This is a genomic window from Shigella sp. FC1661 (assembly GCF_001712525.1).
GTDB classification, from domain to species: domain Bacteria; phylum Pseudomonadota; class Gammaproteobacteria; order Enterobacterales; family Enterobacteriaceae; genus Escherichia; species Escherichia coli.
The window spans coordinates 19803-36281 of record NZ_MDGW01000066.1; the positions used below are offsets into that span (position 1 = coordinate 19803).

The window sequence follows — 16479 nt, forward strand, 5'->3', positions numbered from 1 at the left end:
TAGTTGTAAACTGAAATCAGTCCAGTTATGCTGTGAAAAAGCATACTGGACTTTTGTTATGGCTAAAGCAAACTCTTCATTTTCTGAAGTGCAAATTGCCCGTCGTATTAAAGAGGGGCGTGGCCAAGGGCATGGTAAAGACTATATTCCATGGCTAACAGTACAAGAAGTTCCTTCTTCAGGTCGTTCCCACCGTATTTATTCTCATAAGACGGGACGAGTCCATCATTTGCTATCTGACTTAGAGCTTGCTGTTTTTCTCAGTCTTGAGTGGGAGAGCAGCGTGCTAGATATACGCGAGCAGTTCCCCTTATTACCTAGTGATACCAGGCAGATTGCAATAGATAGTGGTATTAAGCATCCTGTTATTCGTGGTGTAGATCAGGTTATGTCTACTGATTTTTTAGTGGACTGCAAAGATGGTCCTTTTGAGCAGTTTGCTATTCAAGTCAAACCTGCAGCAGCCTTACAAGACGAGCGTACCTTAGAAAAACTAGAACTAGAGCGTCGCTATTGGCAGCAAAAGCAAATTCCTTGGTTCATTTTTACTGATAAAGAAATAAATCCCGTAGTAAAAGAAAATATTGAATGGCTTTATTCAGTGAAAACAGAAGAAGTTTCTGCGGAGCTTTTAGCACAACTATCCCCATTGGCCCATATCCTGCAAGAAAAAGGAGATGAAAACATTATCAATGTCTGTAAGCAGGTTGATATTGCTTATGATTTGGAGTTAGGCAAAACATTGAGTGAGATACGAGCCTTAACCGCAAATGGTTTTATTAAGTTCAATATTTATAAGTCTTTCAGGGCAAATAAGTGTGCAGATCTCTGTATTAGCCAAGTAGTGAATATGGAGGAGTTGCGCTATGTGGCAAATTAATGAGGTTGTGCTATTTGATAATGATCCGTATCGCATTTTGGCTATAGAGGATGGCCAAGTTGTCTGGATGCAAATAAGCGCTGATAAAGGAGTTCCACAAGCTAGGGCTGAGTTGTTGCTAATGCAGTATTTAGATGAAGGCCGCTTAGTTAGAACTGATGACCCTTATGTACATCTTGATTTAGAAGAGCCGTCTGTAGATTCTGTCAGCTTCCAGAAGCGCGAGGAGGATTATCGAAAAATTCTTCCTATTATTAATAGTAAGGATCGTTTCGACCCTAAAGTCAGAAGCGAACTCGTTGAGCATGTGGTCCAAGAACATAAGGTTACTAAGGCTACAGTTTATAAGTTGTTACGCCGTTACTGGCAGCGTGGTCAAACGCCTAATGCATTAATTCCTGACTACAAAAACAGCGGTGCACCAGGGGAAAGACGTTCAGCGACAGGAACAGCAAAGATTGGCCGAGCCAGAGAATATGGTAAGGGTGAAGGAACCAAGGTAACGCCCGAGATTGAACGCCTTTTTAGGTTGACCATAGAAAAGCACCTGTTAAATCAAAAAGGTACAAAGACCACCGTTGCCTATAGACGATTTGTGGACTTGTTTGCTCAGTATTTTCCTCGCATTCCCCAAGAGGATTACCCAACACTACGTCAGTTTCGTTATTTTTATGATCGAGAATACCCTAAAGCTCAGCGCTTAAAGTCTAGAGTTAAAGCAGGGGTATATAAAAAAGACGTACGACCCTTAAGTAGTACAGCCACTTCTCAGGCGTTAGGCCCTGGGAGTCGTTATGAGATTGATGCCACGATTGCTGATATTTATTTAGTGGATCATCATGATCGCCAAAAAATCATAGGAAGACCAACGCTTTACATTGTGATTGATGTGTTTAGTCGGATGATCACGGGCTTTTATATCGGCTTTGAAAATCCGTCTTATGTGGTGGCGATGCAGGCTTTTGTAAATGCTTGCTCTGACAAAACGGCCATTTGTGCCCAGCATGATATTGAGATTAGTAGCTCAGACTGGCCGTGTGTAGGTTTGCCAGATGTGTTGCTAGCGGACCGTGGCGAATTAATGAGTCATCAGGTCGAAGCCTTAGTTTCTAGTTTTAATGTGCGAGTGGAAAGTGCTCCACCTAGACGTGGCGATGCTAAAGGCATAGTGGAAAGCACTTTTAGAACACTACAAGCCGAGTTTAAGTCCTTTGCACCTGGCATTGTAGAGGGCAGTCGGATCAAAAGCCATGGTGAAACAGACTATAGGTTAGATGCATCTCTGTCGGTATTTGAGTTCACACAAATTATTTTGCGTACGATCTTATTCAGAAATAACCATCTGGTGATGGATAAATACGATCGAGATGCTGATTTTCCTACAGATTTACCGTCTATTCCTGTCCAGCTATGGCAATGGGGTATGCAGCATCGTACAGGTAGTTTAAGGGCTGTGGAGCAAGAGCAGTTGCGAGTAGCGTTACTGCCTCGCCGAAAGGTCTCTATTTCTTCATTTGGCGTTAATTTGTGGGGTTTGTATTACTCGGGGTCAGAGATTCTGCGTGAGGGTTGGTTGCAGCGGAGCACTGATATAGCTAGACCTCAACATTTAGAAGCGGCTTATGACCCAGTGCTGGTTGATACGATTTATTTGTTTCCGCAAGTTGGCAGCCGTGTATTTTGGCGCTGTAATCTGACGGAACGTAGTCGGCAGTTTAAAGGTCTCTCATTTTGGGAGGTTTGGGATATACAAGCACAAGAAAAACACAATAAAGCCAATGCGAAGCAGGATGAGTTAACTAAACGCAGGGAGCTTGAGGCGTTTATTCAGCAAACCATTCAGAAAGCGAATAAGTTAACGCCCAGTACTACTGAGCCCAAATCAACACGCATTAAGCAGATTAAAACTAATAAAAAAGAAGCCGTGACCTCGGAGCGTAAAAAACGTGCGGAGCATTTGAAGCCAAGCTCTTCAGGTGATGAGGCTAAAGTTATTCCTTTCAACGCAGTGGAAGCGGATGATCAAGAAGATTACAGCCTACCCACATACGTGCCTGAATTATTTCAGGATCCACCAGAAAAGGATGAGTCATGAGTGCTACCCGGATTCAAGCAGTTTATCGTGATACGGGGGTAGAGGCTTATCGTGATAATCCTTTTATCGAGGCCTTACCACCATTACAAGAGTCAGTGAATAGTGCTGCATCACTGAAATCCTCTTTACAGCTTACTTCCTCTGACTTGCAAAAGTCCCGTGTTATCAGAGCTCATACCATTTGTCGTATTCCAGATGACTATTTTCAGCCATTAGGTACGCATTTGCTACTAAGTGAGCGTATTTCGGTCATGATTCGAGGTGGCTACGTAGGCAGAAATCCTAAAACAGGAGATTTACAAAAGCATTTACAAAATGGTTATGAGCGTGTTCAAACGGGAGAGTTGGAGACATTTCGCTTTGAGGAGGCACGATCTACGGCACAAAGCTTATTGTTAATTGGTTGTTCTGGTAGTGGGAAGACGACCTCTCTTCATCGTATTCTAGCCACGTATCCTCAGGTGATTTACCATCGTGAACTCAATGTAGAGCAGGTGGTGTATTTGAAAATAGACTGCTCGCATAATGGTTCGCTAAAAGAAATCTGCTTGAATTTTTTCAGAGCGTTGGATCGAGCCTTGGGCTCGAACTATGAGCGTCGTTATGGCTTAAAACGTCATGGTATAGAAACCATGTTGGCTTTGATGTCGCAAATAGCCAATGCACATGCTTTAGGGTTGTTGGTTATTGATGAAATTCAGCATTTAAGCCGCTCTCGTTCGGGTGGATCTCAAGAGATGCTGAACTTTTTTGTGACGATGGTGAATATTATTGGCGTACCAGTGATGTTGATTGGTACCCCTAAAGCACGAGAGATTTTTGAGGCTGATTTGCGGTCTGCACGTAGAGGGGCAGGGTTTGGAGCTATATTCTGGGATCCTATACAACAAACGCAACGTGGAAAGCCCAATCAAGAGTGGATCGCTTTTACGGATAATCTTTGGCAATTACAGCTTTTACAACGCAAAGATGCGCTGTTATCGGATGAGGTCCGTGATGTGTGGTATGAGCTAAGCCAAGGAGTGATGGACATTGTAGTAAAACTTTTTGTACTCGCTCAGCTCCGTGCGCTAGCTTTAGGCAATGAGCGTATTACCGCTGGTTTATTGCGGCAAGTGTATCAAGATGAGTTAAAGCCTGTGCACCCCATGCTAGAGGCATTACGCTCGGGTATCCCAGAACGCATTGCTCGTTATTCTGATCTAGTCGTTCCCGAGATTGATAAACGGTTAATCCAACTTCAGCTAGATATCGCAGCGATACAAGAACAAACACCAGAAGAAAAAGCCCTTCAAGAGTTAGATACCGAAGATCAGCGTCATTTATATCTGATGCTGAAAGAGGATTACGATTCAAGCCTGTTAATTCCCACTATTAAAAAAGCGTTTAGCCAGAATCCAACGATGACAAGACAAAAGTTACTGCCTCTTGTTTTGCAGTGGTTGATGGAAGGCGAAACGGTAGTGTCAGAACTAGAAAAGCCCTCCAAGAGTAAAAAGGTTTCGGCTATAAAGGTAGTCAAGCCCAGCGACTGGGATAGCTTGCCTGATACGGATTTACGTTATATCTATTCACAACGCCAACCTGAAAAAACCATGCATGAACGGTTAAAAGGGAAAGGGGTAATAGTGGATATGGCGAGCTTATTTAAACAAGCAGGTTAGCCATGAGAAACTTTCCTGTTCCGTACTCGAATGAGCTGATTTATAGCACTATTGCACGGGCAGGCGTTTATCAAGGGATTGTTAGTCCTAAGCAGCTGTTGGATGAGGTGTATGGCAACCGCAAGGTGGTCGCTACCTTAGGTCTGCCCTCGCATTTAGGTGTGATAGCAAGACATCTACATCAAACAGGACGTTACGCTGTTCAGCAGCTTATTTATGAGCATACCTTATTCCCTTTATATGCTCCGTTTGTAGGCAAGGAGCGCCGAGACGAAGCTATTCGGTTAATGGAGTACCAAGCGCAAGGTGCGGTGCATTTAATGCTAGGAGTCGCTGCTTCTAGAGTTAAGAGCGATAACCGCTTTAGATACTGCCCTGATTGCGTTGCTCTTCAGCTAAATAGGTATGGGGAAGCCTTTTGGCAACGAGATTGGTATTTGCCCGCTTTGCCATATTGTCCAAAACACGGTGCTTTAGTCTTCTTTGATAGAGCTGTAGATGATCACCGACATCAATTTTGGGCTTTGGGTCATACTGAGCTGCTTTCAGACTACCCCAAAGACTCCCTATCTCAATTAACAGCACTAGCTGCTTATATAGCCCCTCTGTTAGATGCTCCACGAGCGCAAGAGCTTTCCCCAAGCCTTGAGCAGTGGACGCTGTTTTATCAGCGCTTAGCGCAGGATCTAGGGCTAACCAAAAGCAAGCACATTCGTCATGACTTGGTGGCGGAGAGAGTGAGGCAGACTTTTAGTGATGAGGCACTAGAGAAACTGGATTTAAAGTTGGCAGAGAACAAGGACACGTGTTGGCTGAAAAGTATATTCCGTAAGCATAGAAAAGCCTTTAGTTATTTACAGCATAGTATTGTGTGGCAAGCCTTATTGCCAAAACTAACGGTTATAGAAGCGCTACAGCAGGCAAGTGCTCTTACTGAGCACTCTATAACGACAAGACCTGTTAGCCAGTCTGTGCAACCTAACTCTGAAGATTTATCTGTTAAGCATAAAGACTGGCAGCAACTAGTGCATAAATACCAAGGAATTAAGGCGGCAAGACAGTCTTTAGAGGGTGGGGTGCTATACGCTTGGCTTTACCGACATGACAGGGATTGGCTAGTTCACTGGAATCAACAGCATCAACAAGAGCGTCTGGCACCCGCCCCTAGAGTTGATTGGAACCAAAGAGATCGAATTGCTGTACGACAACTATTAAGAATCATAAAGCGTCTAGATAGTAGCCTTGATCACCCAAGAGCGACATCGAGCTGGCTGTTAAAGCAAACTCCTAACGGAACCTCTCTTGCAAAAAATCTACAGAAACTGCCTTTGGTAGCGCTTTGCTTAAAGCGTTACTCAGAGAGTGTGGAAGATTATCAAATTAGACGGATTAGCCAAGCTTTTATTAAGCTTAAACAGGAAGATGTTGAGCTTAGGCGCTGGCGATTATTAAGAAGTGCAACGTTATCTAAAGAGCGGATAACTGAGGAAGCACAAAGATTCTTGGAAATGGTTTATGGGGAAGAGTGAGTGGTTAGGCTAGCTACATTTAATGACAATGTGCAGGTTGTACATATTGGTCATTTATTCCGTAACTCGGGTCATAAGGAGTGGCGTATTTTTGTTTGGTTTAATCCAATGCAAGAACGGAAATGGACTCGATTTACTCATTTGCCTTTATTAAGTCGAGCTAAGGTGGTTAACAGTACAACAAAGCAAATAAATAAGGCGGATCGTGTGATTGAGTTTGAAGCATCGGATCTTCAACGAGCCAAAATAATCGATTTTCCTAATCTCTCGTCCTTTGCTTCCGTACGCAACAAGGATGGAGCGCAGAGTTCATTTATTTACGAAGCTGAAACACCATATAGCAAGACTCGTTATCACATCCCACAGTTAGAGCTAGCTCGGTCATTATTTTTAATTAACTCCTATTTCTGTCGAAGCTGTTTGAGCAGTACCGCTTTACAGCAAGAGTTCGACGTTCAGTATGAGGTTGAGCGAGATCATTTAGAGATAAGGATCTTACCCAGTTCATCGTTTCCTAAAGGGGCGTTAGAGCAGTCGGCCGTAGTGCAGCTTTTGGTTTGGTTGTTTTCGGATCAAGATGTTATGGATTCGTATGAAAGTATTTTTAGGCACTATCAACAAAATAGAGAAATTAAGAACGGCGTTGAAAGCTGGTGCTTTAGCTTTGACCCTCCGCCCATGCAGGGTTGGAAATTACATGTAAAAGGACGTTCTTCTAACGAGGATAAGGATTATTTAGTTGAGGAAATAGTAGGTTTAGAAATCAACGCTATGCTTCCTAGCACAACAGCTATTAGCCATGCCTCTTTTCAGGAAAAGGAGGCAGGTGATGGTAGTACGCAGCACATAGCGGTTTCAACAGAGTCAGTTGTTGATGATGAGCATCTACAGTTGGACGATGAGGAAACAGCCAATATAGACACAGACACACGAGTCATAGAGGCTGAGCCGACATGGATAAGTTTTAGTAGACCTAGTCGAATTGAAAAATCTCGCAGGGCAAGAAAAAGTAGCCAAACTATTTTAGAAAAAGAAGAAGCAACAACAAGTGAAAATAGTAATTTGGTTAGTACTGATGAGCCACACTTAGGTGGTGTCCTAGCAGCGGCAGATGTGGGTGGGAAGCAGGATGCAACCAATTACAACTCTATTTTTGCTAATCGATTTGCTGCTTTTGATGAGCTACTTTCAATTCTAAAAACTAAATTTGCATGTCGGGTGCTTTTTGAAGAAACCTTGGTTTTGCCAAAAGTTGGGCGTAGCCGATTACATCTGTGTAAAGATGGCTCACCAAGAGTGATTAAAGCCGTTGGGGTGCAACGTAATGGCAGTGAATTTGTATTGCTAGAGGTGGATGCATCGGATGGGGTGAAAATGCTTTCTACCAAAGTGTTGAGTGGCGTTGATAGCGAAACATGGCGGAATGATTTTGAAAAGATACGGCGTGGAGTGGTGAAGAGCTCATTGAATTGGCCAAATAGTTTGTTTGATCAATTATATGGACAAGACGGGCATAGAGGGGTGAATCATCCAAAGGGGTTGGGGGAGCTGCAAGTATCGAGAGAGGATATGGAAGGGTGGGCTGAGAGAGTGGTTAGAGAGCAATTTACGCATTAAAGGAATGACTGAAAGAGCCTGTAAACCCTTTTGTGTAAGTGCTTTTGCCGGTCAGTTAAAGGTGGCCATTTAAACGGTCACCAAATTCGATCATAAAACGGTTCATGGCCGGCTTCCAGTTGCGGATCGGCATCGTCCATTTCTTGGTCGCCGCCTGGATAGCCAGGTACACCACCTTCATCGCTGATTCGTCCGTAGGGAACACCTTGAGTTCATATTAATGGAATTTTCTACAAATAGCCTCCGTGGTTTTGAGGGGGGATTACAGACGATCCATAGTAGTAATCCAATGAGTTCTTGAGCGCGGCGACATGTTTGGACGCCTTGGCAAAAATTAGAGCCTGCTTGAAGTGCAGGCGAGCACGTGCTTGGACGATTGATCCATTCGCGGTCAAAAACTCAATCTTGGATGACAGCGTGTCAGGAAATCCAATATCGAAGTCCCGCCCCGTGTCAAAGTAGGGCATTTCATGATCAAAGGACGAAGCTTCCCAGGCCACTTCCCTAATATTCCAGCCGCTAGAAACAAGATTTCGTACGACTTCATCAACTTTTTTGCTTTCCAACTTGTCACAAAGTGCATAGGCAAGAGCTTTGGCGGCAGACACGTGCGTTTCCTCTTAAACATAGGTCGAACGGATACCCGAGGCAAAGCGGAGCATTAGTCCCAAAGCATCTCCGGTAGATCCGGAGGCTCCATACTGAAGGCATGGCATCTTGGGCATTGATATTTGAAACTTCTCTCTAGATAGCAGGGATTTCTTGGCCTTGCCTCATGCTGATAGCTTGTAAATATCACACGATCCTTAGCCCCACAAAGTGAGCATACTCCGTAGCTTTCATTTATAGAAATCGTCGTTAGATTGTCGCAGCATGTGCACGTTCCGACTATTTGCTCAGGAAGCATCGCCATACCTTGGCCTAGGTAAAGAAGATCAGACTCGTAGCCACATCGGTGGCAACTGAGCTTGTACGCAATGCCCATCTGGTTGTCTCACCTGAATCGTAACGTCAGAGCTATTCATCCATCCATTCGGCATCAATGTATGCCACTAAGCCGACCAGCTGACCGTTTGGACTGAAGTATGTTGCCTGCACCCCACTTGACATCTCATCAATACCACCGCACTGCGCTAGGCGCCGGTCCCACTTGCCCACAGAAGCGTCAGGATCGGCTGAGTTCCCCAAGACCCTTGTGAGCCATGCCTCCTTTAACTCAACCTCTCGAATGATTGCGTCGGCCAGCTCCTCCGCGTTATCTAGTTCGACATAGTCTGGAATTCGGACGTACGTTCTGAACACAGCTGGATACTTACTTGGGCGATTGTCATACATGACATCAACAATGTACCCGTTTGTGTAACCGTCTCTTGGAGGTTCGTATGACACTAGTGGTTCCCCTCAGCTTGCGACTAGATGTTGAGGCCTAACATTTTATTAGAGAGCAGGCTAGTTGCTTAGATACATGATCTTCAGGCCGTTATCTGTCAGGGCAAGCGAAAATTGGCCATTTATGACGACCAATGCCCCGCAGAAGCTCCCATCTTTGCCGCCATAGACGCCGCGCCCCCCTTTTGGGGTGTAGAACATCCTTTTGCCAGATGTGGAAAAGAAGTTCGTTGTCCCATTGTTGGCAATGACGTAGTAGCCGGCGAAAGTGCGAGACCCATTTGCGCTATATATAAGCCTACGATTTCCGTTGCGACTATTGTCGTAATTGGATGAACTATTATCGTAGTTGCTCTCAGAGTTGTCGTAATTTGATGGACTATTGTCGTAATTGCTTATGGAGTTGTCGTAGTTGCTTGGAGAAATGTCGTAGTTGGATGGGGAGTAGTCATAGGGAAGACGAGCTTCATCCACTAAAACAATTGGCAGGTCAGCAAGTGCCTGCCCCGATGCCATCGCAAGTACGAGGCTTAGAACCACCTTCAACAGATCGCGCATAGTCTTCCCCAGCTCTCTAACGCTTGAGTTAAGCCGCGCCGCGAAGCGGCGTCGGCTTGAACGAATTGTTAGACATTATTTGCCGACTACCTTGGTGATCTCGCCTTTCACGTAGTGAACAAATTCTTCCAACTGATCTGCGCGCGAGGCCAAGCGATCTTCTTGTCCAAGATAAGCCTGCCTAGCTTCAAGTATGACGGGCTGATACTGGGCCGGCAGGCGCTCCATTGCCCAGTCGGCAGCGACATCCTTCGGCGCGATTTTGCCGGTTACTGCGCTGTACCAAATGCGGGACAACGTAAGCACTACATTTCGCTCATCGCCAGCCCAGTCGGGCGGCGAGTTCCATAGCGTTAAGGTTTCATTTAGCGCCTCAAATAGATCCTGTTCAGGAACCGGATCAAAGAGTTCCTCCGCCGCTGGACCTACCAAGGCAACGCTATGTTCTCTTGCTTTTGTCAGCAAGATAGCCAGATCAATGTCGATCGTGGCTGGCTCGAAGATACCTGCAAGAATGTCATTGCGCTGCCATTCTCCAAATTGCAGTTCGCGCTTAGCTGGATAACGCCACGGAATGATGTCGTCGTGCACAACAATGGTGACTTCTACAGCGCGGAGAATCTCGCTCTCTCCAGGGGAAGCCGAAGTTTCCAAAAGGTCGTTGATCAAAGCTCGCCGCGTTGTTTCATCAAGCCTTACGGTCACCGTAACCAGCAAATCAATATCACTGTGTGGCTTCAGGCCGCCATCCACTGCGGAGCCGTACAAATGTACGGCCAGCAACGTCGGTTCGAGATGGCGCTCGATGACGCCAACTACCTCTGATAGTTGAGTCGATACTTCGGCGATCACCGCTTCCCTCATGATGTTTAACTCCTGAATTAAGCCGCGCCGCGAAGCGGTGTCGGCTTGAATGAATTGTTAGGCGTCATCCTGTGCTCCCGAGAACCAGTACCAGTACATCGCTGTTTCGTTCGAGACTTGAGGTCTAGTTTTATACGTGAACAGGTCAATGCCGCCGAGAGTAAAGCCACATTTTGCGTACAAATTGCAGGCAGGTACATTGTTCGTTTGTGTCTCTAATCGTATGCCAAGGAGCTGTCTGCTTAGTGCCCACTTTTTCGCAAATTCGATGAGACTGTGCGCGACTCCTTTGCCTCGGTGCGTGTGCGACACAACAATGTGTTCGATAGAGGCTAGATCGTTCCATGTTGAGTTGAGTTCAATCTTCCCGACAAGCTCTTGGTCGATGAATGCGCCATAGCAAGCAGAGTCTTCATCAGAGTCATCATCCGAGATGTAATCCTTCCGGTAGGGGCTCACACTTCTGGTAGATAGTTCAAAGCCTTGGTCGGATAGGTGCACATCGAACACTTCACGAACAATGAAATGGTTCTCAGCATCCAATGTTTCCGCCACCTGCTCAGGGATCACCGAAATCTTCATATGACGCCTAACGCCTGGCACAGCGGATCGCAAACCTGGCGCGGCTTTTGGTACAAAAGGCGTGACAGTTTGCGAATCCGTTGCTGCCACTTGTTAACCCTTTTGCCAGATTTGGTAACTATAATTTATGTTAGAGGCGAAGTCTTGGGTAAAAACTGGCCTAAAATTGCTGGGGATTTCAGGAAAGTAAACATCACCTTCCGGCTCGATGTCTATTGTAGATATATGTAGTGTATCTACTTGATCGATCAGGCTTTTGTATATCTCCCCACCACCTGAAACAATGACATGATCCGTTATTTTCTTTAGGTTGGTTAAAGCATCTTTAATTGATGGAAAGATCAATACGTTCTCATTGTCAGATGTAAAACTTGAACGTGTTACGACCGCATACTTTCGGTTGGGTAATGCTCCCATTGATTCAAAAGTCTTGCGTCCAACCAACAGCCATTGGTTATAGGTAATAGCTTTAAACAGGAGCTGTTCACCTTTGGCACTCCATGGAATATCAGGGCCATTCCCGATAACTCCATTCTTCGATATAGCTACCATTAGTGATAGTTTCACAATTCTTCCTCAGAGGTTAACATTTTATTAGTAAGCATGCTCGTTTTGTCACCCGCTGATGCTTACCGTTAATTAATATAATCACTTGTATTAAATAGACTTTCTTTAAAAATACAAGACACTCTGTTATTACAAATCGTGCATGCCGTCTATCCTGCTTGCACGATGCACATTATCTCACCCAAAGAACTCATAACATTTTAATTTATTTAGCATTAAATTAAAACTCTACCGGTAAACAAGCATCTCTAGGCGTAAAAAACAGGCACTTTTTTAAATCCCAGCTAGAATAGGCTGTATAGGCAGACAGTTGCAAGACAAGGAGCGTTTTATGTCTAACAGTCCATTTTTAAATTCTATACGCACGGATATGCGACAAAAAGGTTATGCGCTGAAAACTGAAAAAACTTACCTGCACTGGATTAAGCGTTTTATTCTGTTTCACAAAAAACGTCATCCTCAGACCATGGGCAGTGAAGAGGTCAGGCTGTTTTTATCCAGCTTAGCAAACAGCAGACATGTAGCCATAAACACGCAGAAAATCGCTTTAAATGCCCTAGCTTTTTTGTACAACAGGTTTTTACAACAGCCGTTGGGCGATATTGATTATATCCCTGCAAGCAAGCCTAGACGGCTACCCTCTGTTATCTCTGCAAATGAAGTGCAACGCATTTTGCAGGTTATGGATACTCGCAACCAAGTTATTTTTACGCTGCTGTATGGTGCAGGTTTGCGCATTAATGAATGCTTGCGTTTGCGGGTTAAAGATTTTGATTTTGATAATGGCTGCATCACTGTGCATGACGGTAAGGGTGGGAAAAGCAGAAACAGCCTACTGCCCACGCGCCTAATCCCAGCAATAAAATAACTCATTGAGCAAGCGCGGCTTATTCAGCAAGACGACAACTTACAAGGCGTAGGGCCATCGCTGCCTTTTGCTTTAGATCACAAATACCCTTCTGCTTATCGACAAGCGGCGTGGATGTTTGTCTTTCCCTCCAGCACGCTCTGCAACCACCCGTATAACGGCAAATTATGCCGCCATCATCTGCATGACTCCGTTGCGCGAAAGGCATTGAAGGCAGCCGTACAAAAAGCAGGCATCGTTAGCAAGCGTGTCACTTGTCATACATTTCGTCACTCGTTTGCTACGCATCTATTACAAGCGGGGCGTGATATTCGCACTGTGCAAGAACTCTTAGGGCATAACGATGTTAAGACCACGCAAATCTATACGCATGTGTTGGGTCAGCATTTTGCCGGCACCACCAGTCCTGCGGATGGACTGATGCTACTTATCAATCAGTAAAAGTAGATAAATATCTTTATGTAGCCCTGAGTAGCCCCTGATACTTTTTATGGTGAAAAAGATAAACAATCATAGAGGGGATAAATATGAGCCAGTTCTACCATTGTTCAGATAAGTTTAAGCAAGATACTGTCAATCACAGTGACCATTCATGGTCATTACACTTCCTCCAGTTGCCAGACAATGCCTAACATAAAAACGCAAAAGCCCAAAAGTCAGAGCTTAGGTGTTCTAGGCGTTTTCTAAGCGCTGAAGAAATACGTCTTACCGTAGATTGCGTGCGTTTCTGAAGCACATTTTCCTTATACATGGCTTTATCCCAGGCAGCTTCATCAAGCTCTTGGAGTAACAAGCCAGTAATAATGCGACACTCTCGGGTTTGTAGCGAGCCGCTGGTGAGATCGGAGTTATAGCGGAAAGGGGTCATTTGTAATTATTTGTGGGTGGAGGATAGTTAACTTATTATTGTAGTTGGAAGAGGCTGCTTTCCAAACATTAGCACCTCGTAATGCTTGTTACTGTATATTAATTTATGCTCTTAGCGCATGTTAATGGGCTATTACAATGCATAATGTCCACATCAAGATAACTGTGGCTTAACACCTGTACAAGCGAAAAAAATCAATCACCTGTCCGGAAATACGGGATCACTGTAAAGTGTTGGTGAGGCAGTCTAGGAGGGGGATTTAATTTGGGATACTGATGAAAGGATTATGATCAGTTGGATATAGGATCGTACTAAGCTGAGCGGCAGGTTAGCTAGATTAGTTAACCAGATAAGTGAAATCTAGTTCCAAACTATTTTGTCATTTTTAATTTTCGTATTAGCTTACGACGCTACACCCAGTTCCCATCTATTTTGTCACTCTTCCCTAAATAATCCTTAAAAACTCCATTTCCACCCCTCCCAGTTCCCAACTATTTTGTCCGCCCACAGGGCTGCCGACCGGTGGCCCTTTTTATAACTGACATCAATAAATTCATCTATCTTTCTATATAAATATATTCTGAATTATCATTAATGTCTGATAACAAACTTGATTTTTTACTGTTTAAATAATATTTAAACAATAAATTTATATTTTATTTTTGCGTAATTAATATTATTTTTAGATAAAGCCGTCTCTTTGGTGTACTATTCCTTTGAATCAAAAATACACTTATTAATATAAGTGATGATTCATGGTAAAGGATATATTATATCAATGGAGTTTTTATGAAGCGTAATATTATAGGCGGTGCATTCACTCTGGCATCTCTAATGCTGGCCGGGCATGCACTGGCAGAAGATGGTGTTGTTCACTTCGTCGGTGAAATTGTCGACACTACTTGTGAAGTTACCTCCGATACAGCCGATCAAATTGTCCCACTGGGTAAAGTCAGTAAAAATGCATTTTCAGGTGTAGGTAGTCTGGCGTCGCCACAGAAGTTCAGTATTAAACTTGAAAATTGCCCGGCAACGTACACTCAAGCAGCCGTTCGTTTTGATGGTACAGAAGCGCCTGGCGGCGACGGCGACCTGAAAGTGGGTACGCCGCTTACAGCAGGCAACCCTGGTGATTTTACCGGTACAGGACAAGCGATTGCGGCAACCGGCGTTGGTATTCGTATTTTTAACCAGTCCGATAATTCGCAGGTTAAACTTTATAACGACTCTGCTTATACCGCTATCGATGCTGAAGGCAAGGCTGAAATGAAGTTTATTGCACGCTATGTGGCAACCAATGCGACCGTAACGGCTGGTACGGCGAACGCTGATTCACAATTTACTGTCGAATATAAGAAATAATTTATCAAGGGCCTTTTTATTCAGTTGGCTTTGGCCAGGGAGTCGTTATGTCCAGAAAAAGTTGTTTAATCAGGCTCTTTAAAACAACAGTTTCATGTAAGTTATTTACCGCGATTATACTCAGCATTTTTTTAGGCCAACCAGCATTAACTTATGCAGGCGTTGTCATTGGTGGTACGCGGGGGGTTTACTTAAGTAATAATGCTGATAAATCTATTTCTGTATTTAGCAAAGAAGAAAAAATACCTTATCTCATCCAAGCTTGGGTAGATCCATTTAATAAAGAGGATAAAAGCAAAGCGCCGTTTACCGTTATTCCGCCAGTATCACGATTAGAACCTTCGCAAGAAAAAATATTACGCATTATTCACACCAAAGGTGTGTCATTGCCTGATTATCGCGAGTCAGTCTTCTGGCTGAATATTAAAAATATTCCGCCATCAGCGAGCAACAAAGCGACGAACTCGCTGGAAATAGCAGTAAAAACGCGTATCAAGCTGTTCTGGCGACCAGCAAATATCCGCCTTATTCCCGAAGATGCTGCGCCGAAAGTGAAATGGCGCCGGGAAGGGCGAAATCTGATAGCAGAGAATCCCAACCCAATTCATATCAGTGTGATGGATGTCATCGTTGATGGCCATGATGTGCCCCTCAATATGATCCGTCCTTTTGAAACGCTCACGTTACCTTTACCTGCTAATTCTGCGGGAGGCCAAATGACCTGGCGATTTATTAATGATTACGGCGCAGTCAGTGACCCGATAAAAATGACGCTGTAAGCAAGGGATAAGGATAGGCGTATTATGATGACGACCAGAATAGTGGTTGGCCTCACGGCAGGGACGTGTCTGATTTTCTCGCAAAACCTGATGGCCGAGGTCAGTGTATTCAATCCGGCGCTTCTGGAAATCGACCATCAATCCGGAGTCGATATTCGCCAGTTTAATCGGGCAAACCTGATGCCCCCAGGTGTTTATAGCGTTGATATTTTTATCAACGGTAAAATGTTTGAACGTCAGGATGTGACATTTGTTCAGAATAATCCAGATGCTGATCTGCACGCTTGCTTTATTGCCATTAAAAAAACACTGTCCTCCTTTGGCATAAAAGTTGATGCGCTCAAATCGTTCAATGATGTGGATGAGACGGTTTGCCTCGATCCTGCTCCACGTATTGAAGGCTCATCCTGGCAGTTTGACAGTGATAAATTGCAGCTGAATATATCCATTCCCCAAATCTACATGGACGCGATGGCTTATGATTACATCAGCCCCACGCGTTGGGATGAGGGGATTAACGCGCTCACCATCAACTACGATTTTTCTGGTTCACATACACTACGTTCAGATTATGGTTCACAAGAGACAGATACCAGTTATCTCAATCTGCGCAATGGACTGAATATTGGACGTAAGCGTACAGCCTGAACCGTCTGGTCAGAATCTGACGAATTAGACAAAGTGGTGTCCACCAAATAAGTAGTGGGAACCAAAGTGTCAGATATGCAGAAAAATGTGAATCCCGGCAGGCGAAAAGGCTGCCCTAATTATCCTCCCGAATTTAAACAGCAGCTCGTTGCTGCCTCCTGTGAACCCGGGATATCCATCTCAAAACTTGCTCTTGAAAATGGCATTAA

14 protein-coding genes and 3 pseudogenes are annotated in these 16479 nt (G+C 44.4%); 9 read left to right on the plus strand and 8 right to left on the minus strand.

All coding sequences use genetic code 11. The features are described 5' to 3' along the window. The first annotated feature begins 58 nt into the window (after nucleotides 1-58). The 5 genes from BFF42_RS05035 to BFF42_RS05055 are packed head-to-tail and all read left to right on the plus strand — an operon-like array spanning nucleotide 59 to nucleotide 7785. The gene (locus tag BFF42_RS05035; protein ID WP_001029679.1) at nucleotides 59-880 is read left to right on the plus strand and encodes a TnsA endonuclease N-terminal domain-containing protein; all 822 of its coding nucleotides are present in this window, start codon (nucleotides 59-61) and stop codon (nucleotides 878-880) included. Beyond that, nucleotides 867-2975, plus strand: coding sequence for a DDE-type integrase/transposase/recombinase (locus tag BFF42_RS05040; protein ID WP_000267723.1), 2109 nt, complete (start codon nucleotides 867-869; stop codon nucleotides 2973-2975). The genes BFF42_RS05035 and BFF42_RS05040 overlap by 14 nt, the downstream gene beginning before the upstream one ends. Beyond that, nucleotides 2972-4639: an AAA family ATPase gene (locus tag BFF42_RS05045; RefSeq protein ID WP_001276994.1), complete on the plus strand. Its 1668-nt coding sequence runs from the start codon at nucleotides 2972-2974 to the stop codon at nucleotides 4637-4639. Before BFF42_RS05040 ends, BFF42_RS05045 begins: the two co-directional genes overlap by 4 nt. 2 nt (nucleotides 4640-4641) lie before the next feature. Then, nucleotides 4642-6168 (plus strand): TnsD family Tn7-like transposition protein, encoded by a 1527-nt coding sequence (locus BFF42_RS05050; protein WP_001243518.1) that lies wholly within the window; start codon nucleotides 4642-4644, stop codon nucleotides 6166-6168. After that, entirely contained in the window at nucleotides 6169-7785 is a 1617-nt protein-coding gene (locus BFF42_RS05055) for a Tn7-like element transposition protein TnsE (RefSeq protein WP_000251879.1), read from the plus strand. 55 nt (nucleotides 7786-7840) lie between these two features. Here BFF42_RS05055 and BFF42_RS05060 read toward each other — a convergent pair. From BFF42_RS05060 to dfrA1, 7 genes and pseudogenes are all read right to left on the minus strand, one after another. Further along, nucleotides 7841-7993 (minus strand): annotated as a pseudogene (locus BFF42_RS05060) (IS256 family transposase); the annotation flags it as partial. Between the two features lie 22 nt (nucleotides 7994-8015). Continuing rightward, entirely contained in the window at nucleotides 8016-8393 is a 378-nt protein-coding gene (locus tag BFF42_RS05065) for a hypothetical protein (protein ID WP_001271300.1), read from the minus strand. A 409-nt stretch (nucleotides 8394-8802) separates the two neighbouring features. Beyond that, a complete protein-coding gene (locus BFF42_RS05075; RefSeq protein ID WP_000119696.1) occupies nucleotides 8803-9174 on the minus strand; it encodes a hypothetical protein in 372 nt (123 codons plus the stop codon). Between the two features lie 60 nt (nucleotides 9175-9234). Beyond that, nucleotides 9235-9732: a hypothetical protein gene (locus tag BFF42_RS05080; protein WP_001444089.1), complete on the minus strand. Its 498-nt coding sequence runs from the start codon at nucleotides 9730-9732 to the stop codon at nucleotides 9235-9237. A gap of 75 nt (nucleotides 9733-9807) precedes the next feature. Then, complete coding sequence (aadA1, locus tag BFF42_RS05085) at nucleotides 9808-10596, minus strand: ANT(3'')-Ia family aminoglycoside nucleotidyltransferase AadA1 (RefSeq protein ID WP_001206315.1); 789 nt, start codon at nucleotides 10594-10596, stop codon at nucleotides 9808-9810. Between the two features lie 57 nt (nucleotides 10597-10653). After that, nucleotides 10654-11178, minus strand: a complete 525-nt coding sequence (sat2, locus tag BFF42_RS05090; protein WP_000704156.1) for a streptothricin N-acetyltransferase Sat2 — start codon at nucleotides 11176-11178, stop codon at nucleotides 10654-10656. 93 nt (nucleotides 11179-11271) lie between these two features. After that, on the minus strand, nucleotides 11272-11745 hold the full coding sequence (dfrA1, locus tag BFF42_RS05095; protein ID WP_000777554.1) for a trimethoprim-resistant dihydrofolate reductase DfrA1: 474 nt from the start codon (nucleotides 11743-11745) through the stop codon (nucleotides 11272-11274). Nucleotides 11746-12076: 331 nt separating this feature from the next. Here dfrA1 and intI2 point away from each other — a divergent pair. After that, nucleotides 12077-13054 (plus strand): annotated as a pseudogene (gene intI2 / locus BFF42_RS27530) (class 2 integron integrase IntI2). Between the two features lie 187 nt (nucleotides 13055-13241). Here intI2 and BFF42_RS05110 read toward each other — a convergent pair. Then, on the minus strand, nucleotides 13242-13481 hold the full coding sequence (locus tag BFF42_RS05110; RefSeq protein ID WP_001353740.1) for a BrxA family protein: 240 nt from the start codon (nucleotides 13479-13481) through the stop codon (nucleotides 13242-13244). A 789-nt stretch (nucleotides 13482-14270) separates the two neighbouring features. On the opposite strand from BFF42_RS05110, the gene lpfA-O113 reads away from it, so the two are divergent. From lpfA-O113 to BFF42_RS05125, 3 genes and pseudogenes are all read left to right on the plus strand, one after another. Further along, entirely contained in the window at nucleotides 14271-14843 is a 573-nt protein-coding gene (gene lpfA-O113 / locus BFF42_RS05115) for a long polar fimbria major subunit LpfA-O113 (RefSeq protein ID WP_000827806.1), read from the plus strand. 47 nt (nucleotides 14844-14890) lie between these two features. Beyond that, complete coding sequence (gene lpfB-O113 / locus BFF42_RS05120; protein WP_000088109.1) at nucleotides 14891-15622, plus strand: long polar fimbrial chaperone LpfB-O113; 732 nt, start codon at nucleotides 14891-14893, stop codon at nucleotides 15620-15622. A 24-nt stretch (nucleotides 15623-15646) separates the two neighbouring features. Then, a pseudogene (locus BFF42_RS05125) lies at nucleotides 15647-16252 on the plus strand (FimD/PapC N-terminal domain-containing protein); the annotation flags it as partial. Nucleotides 16253-16479 lie beyond the last annotated feature (227 nt).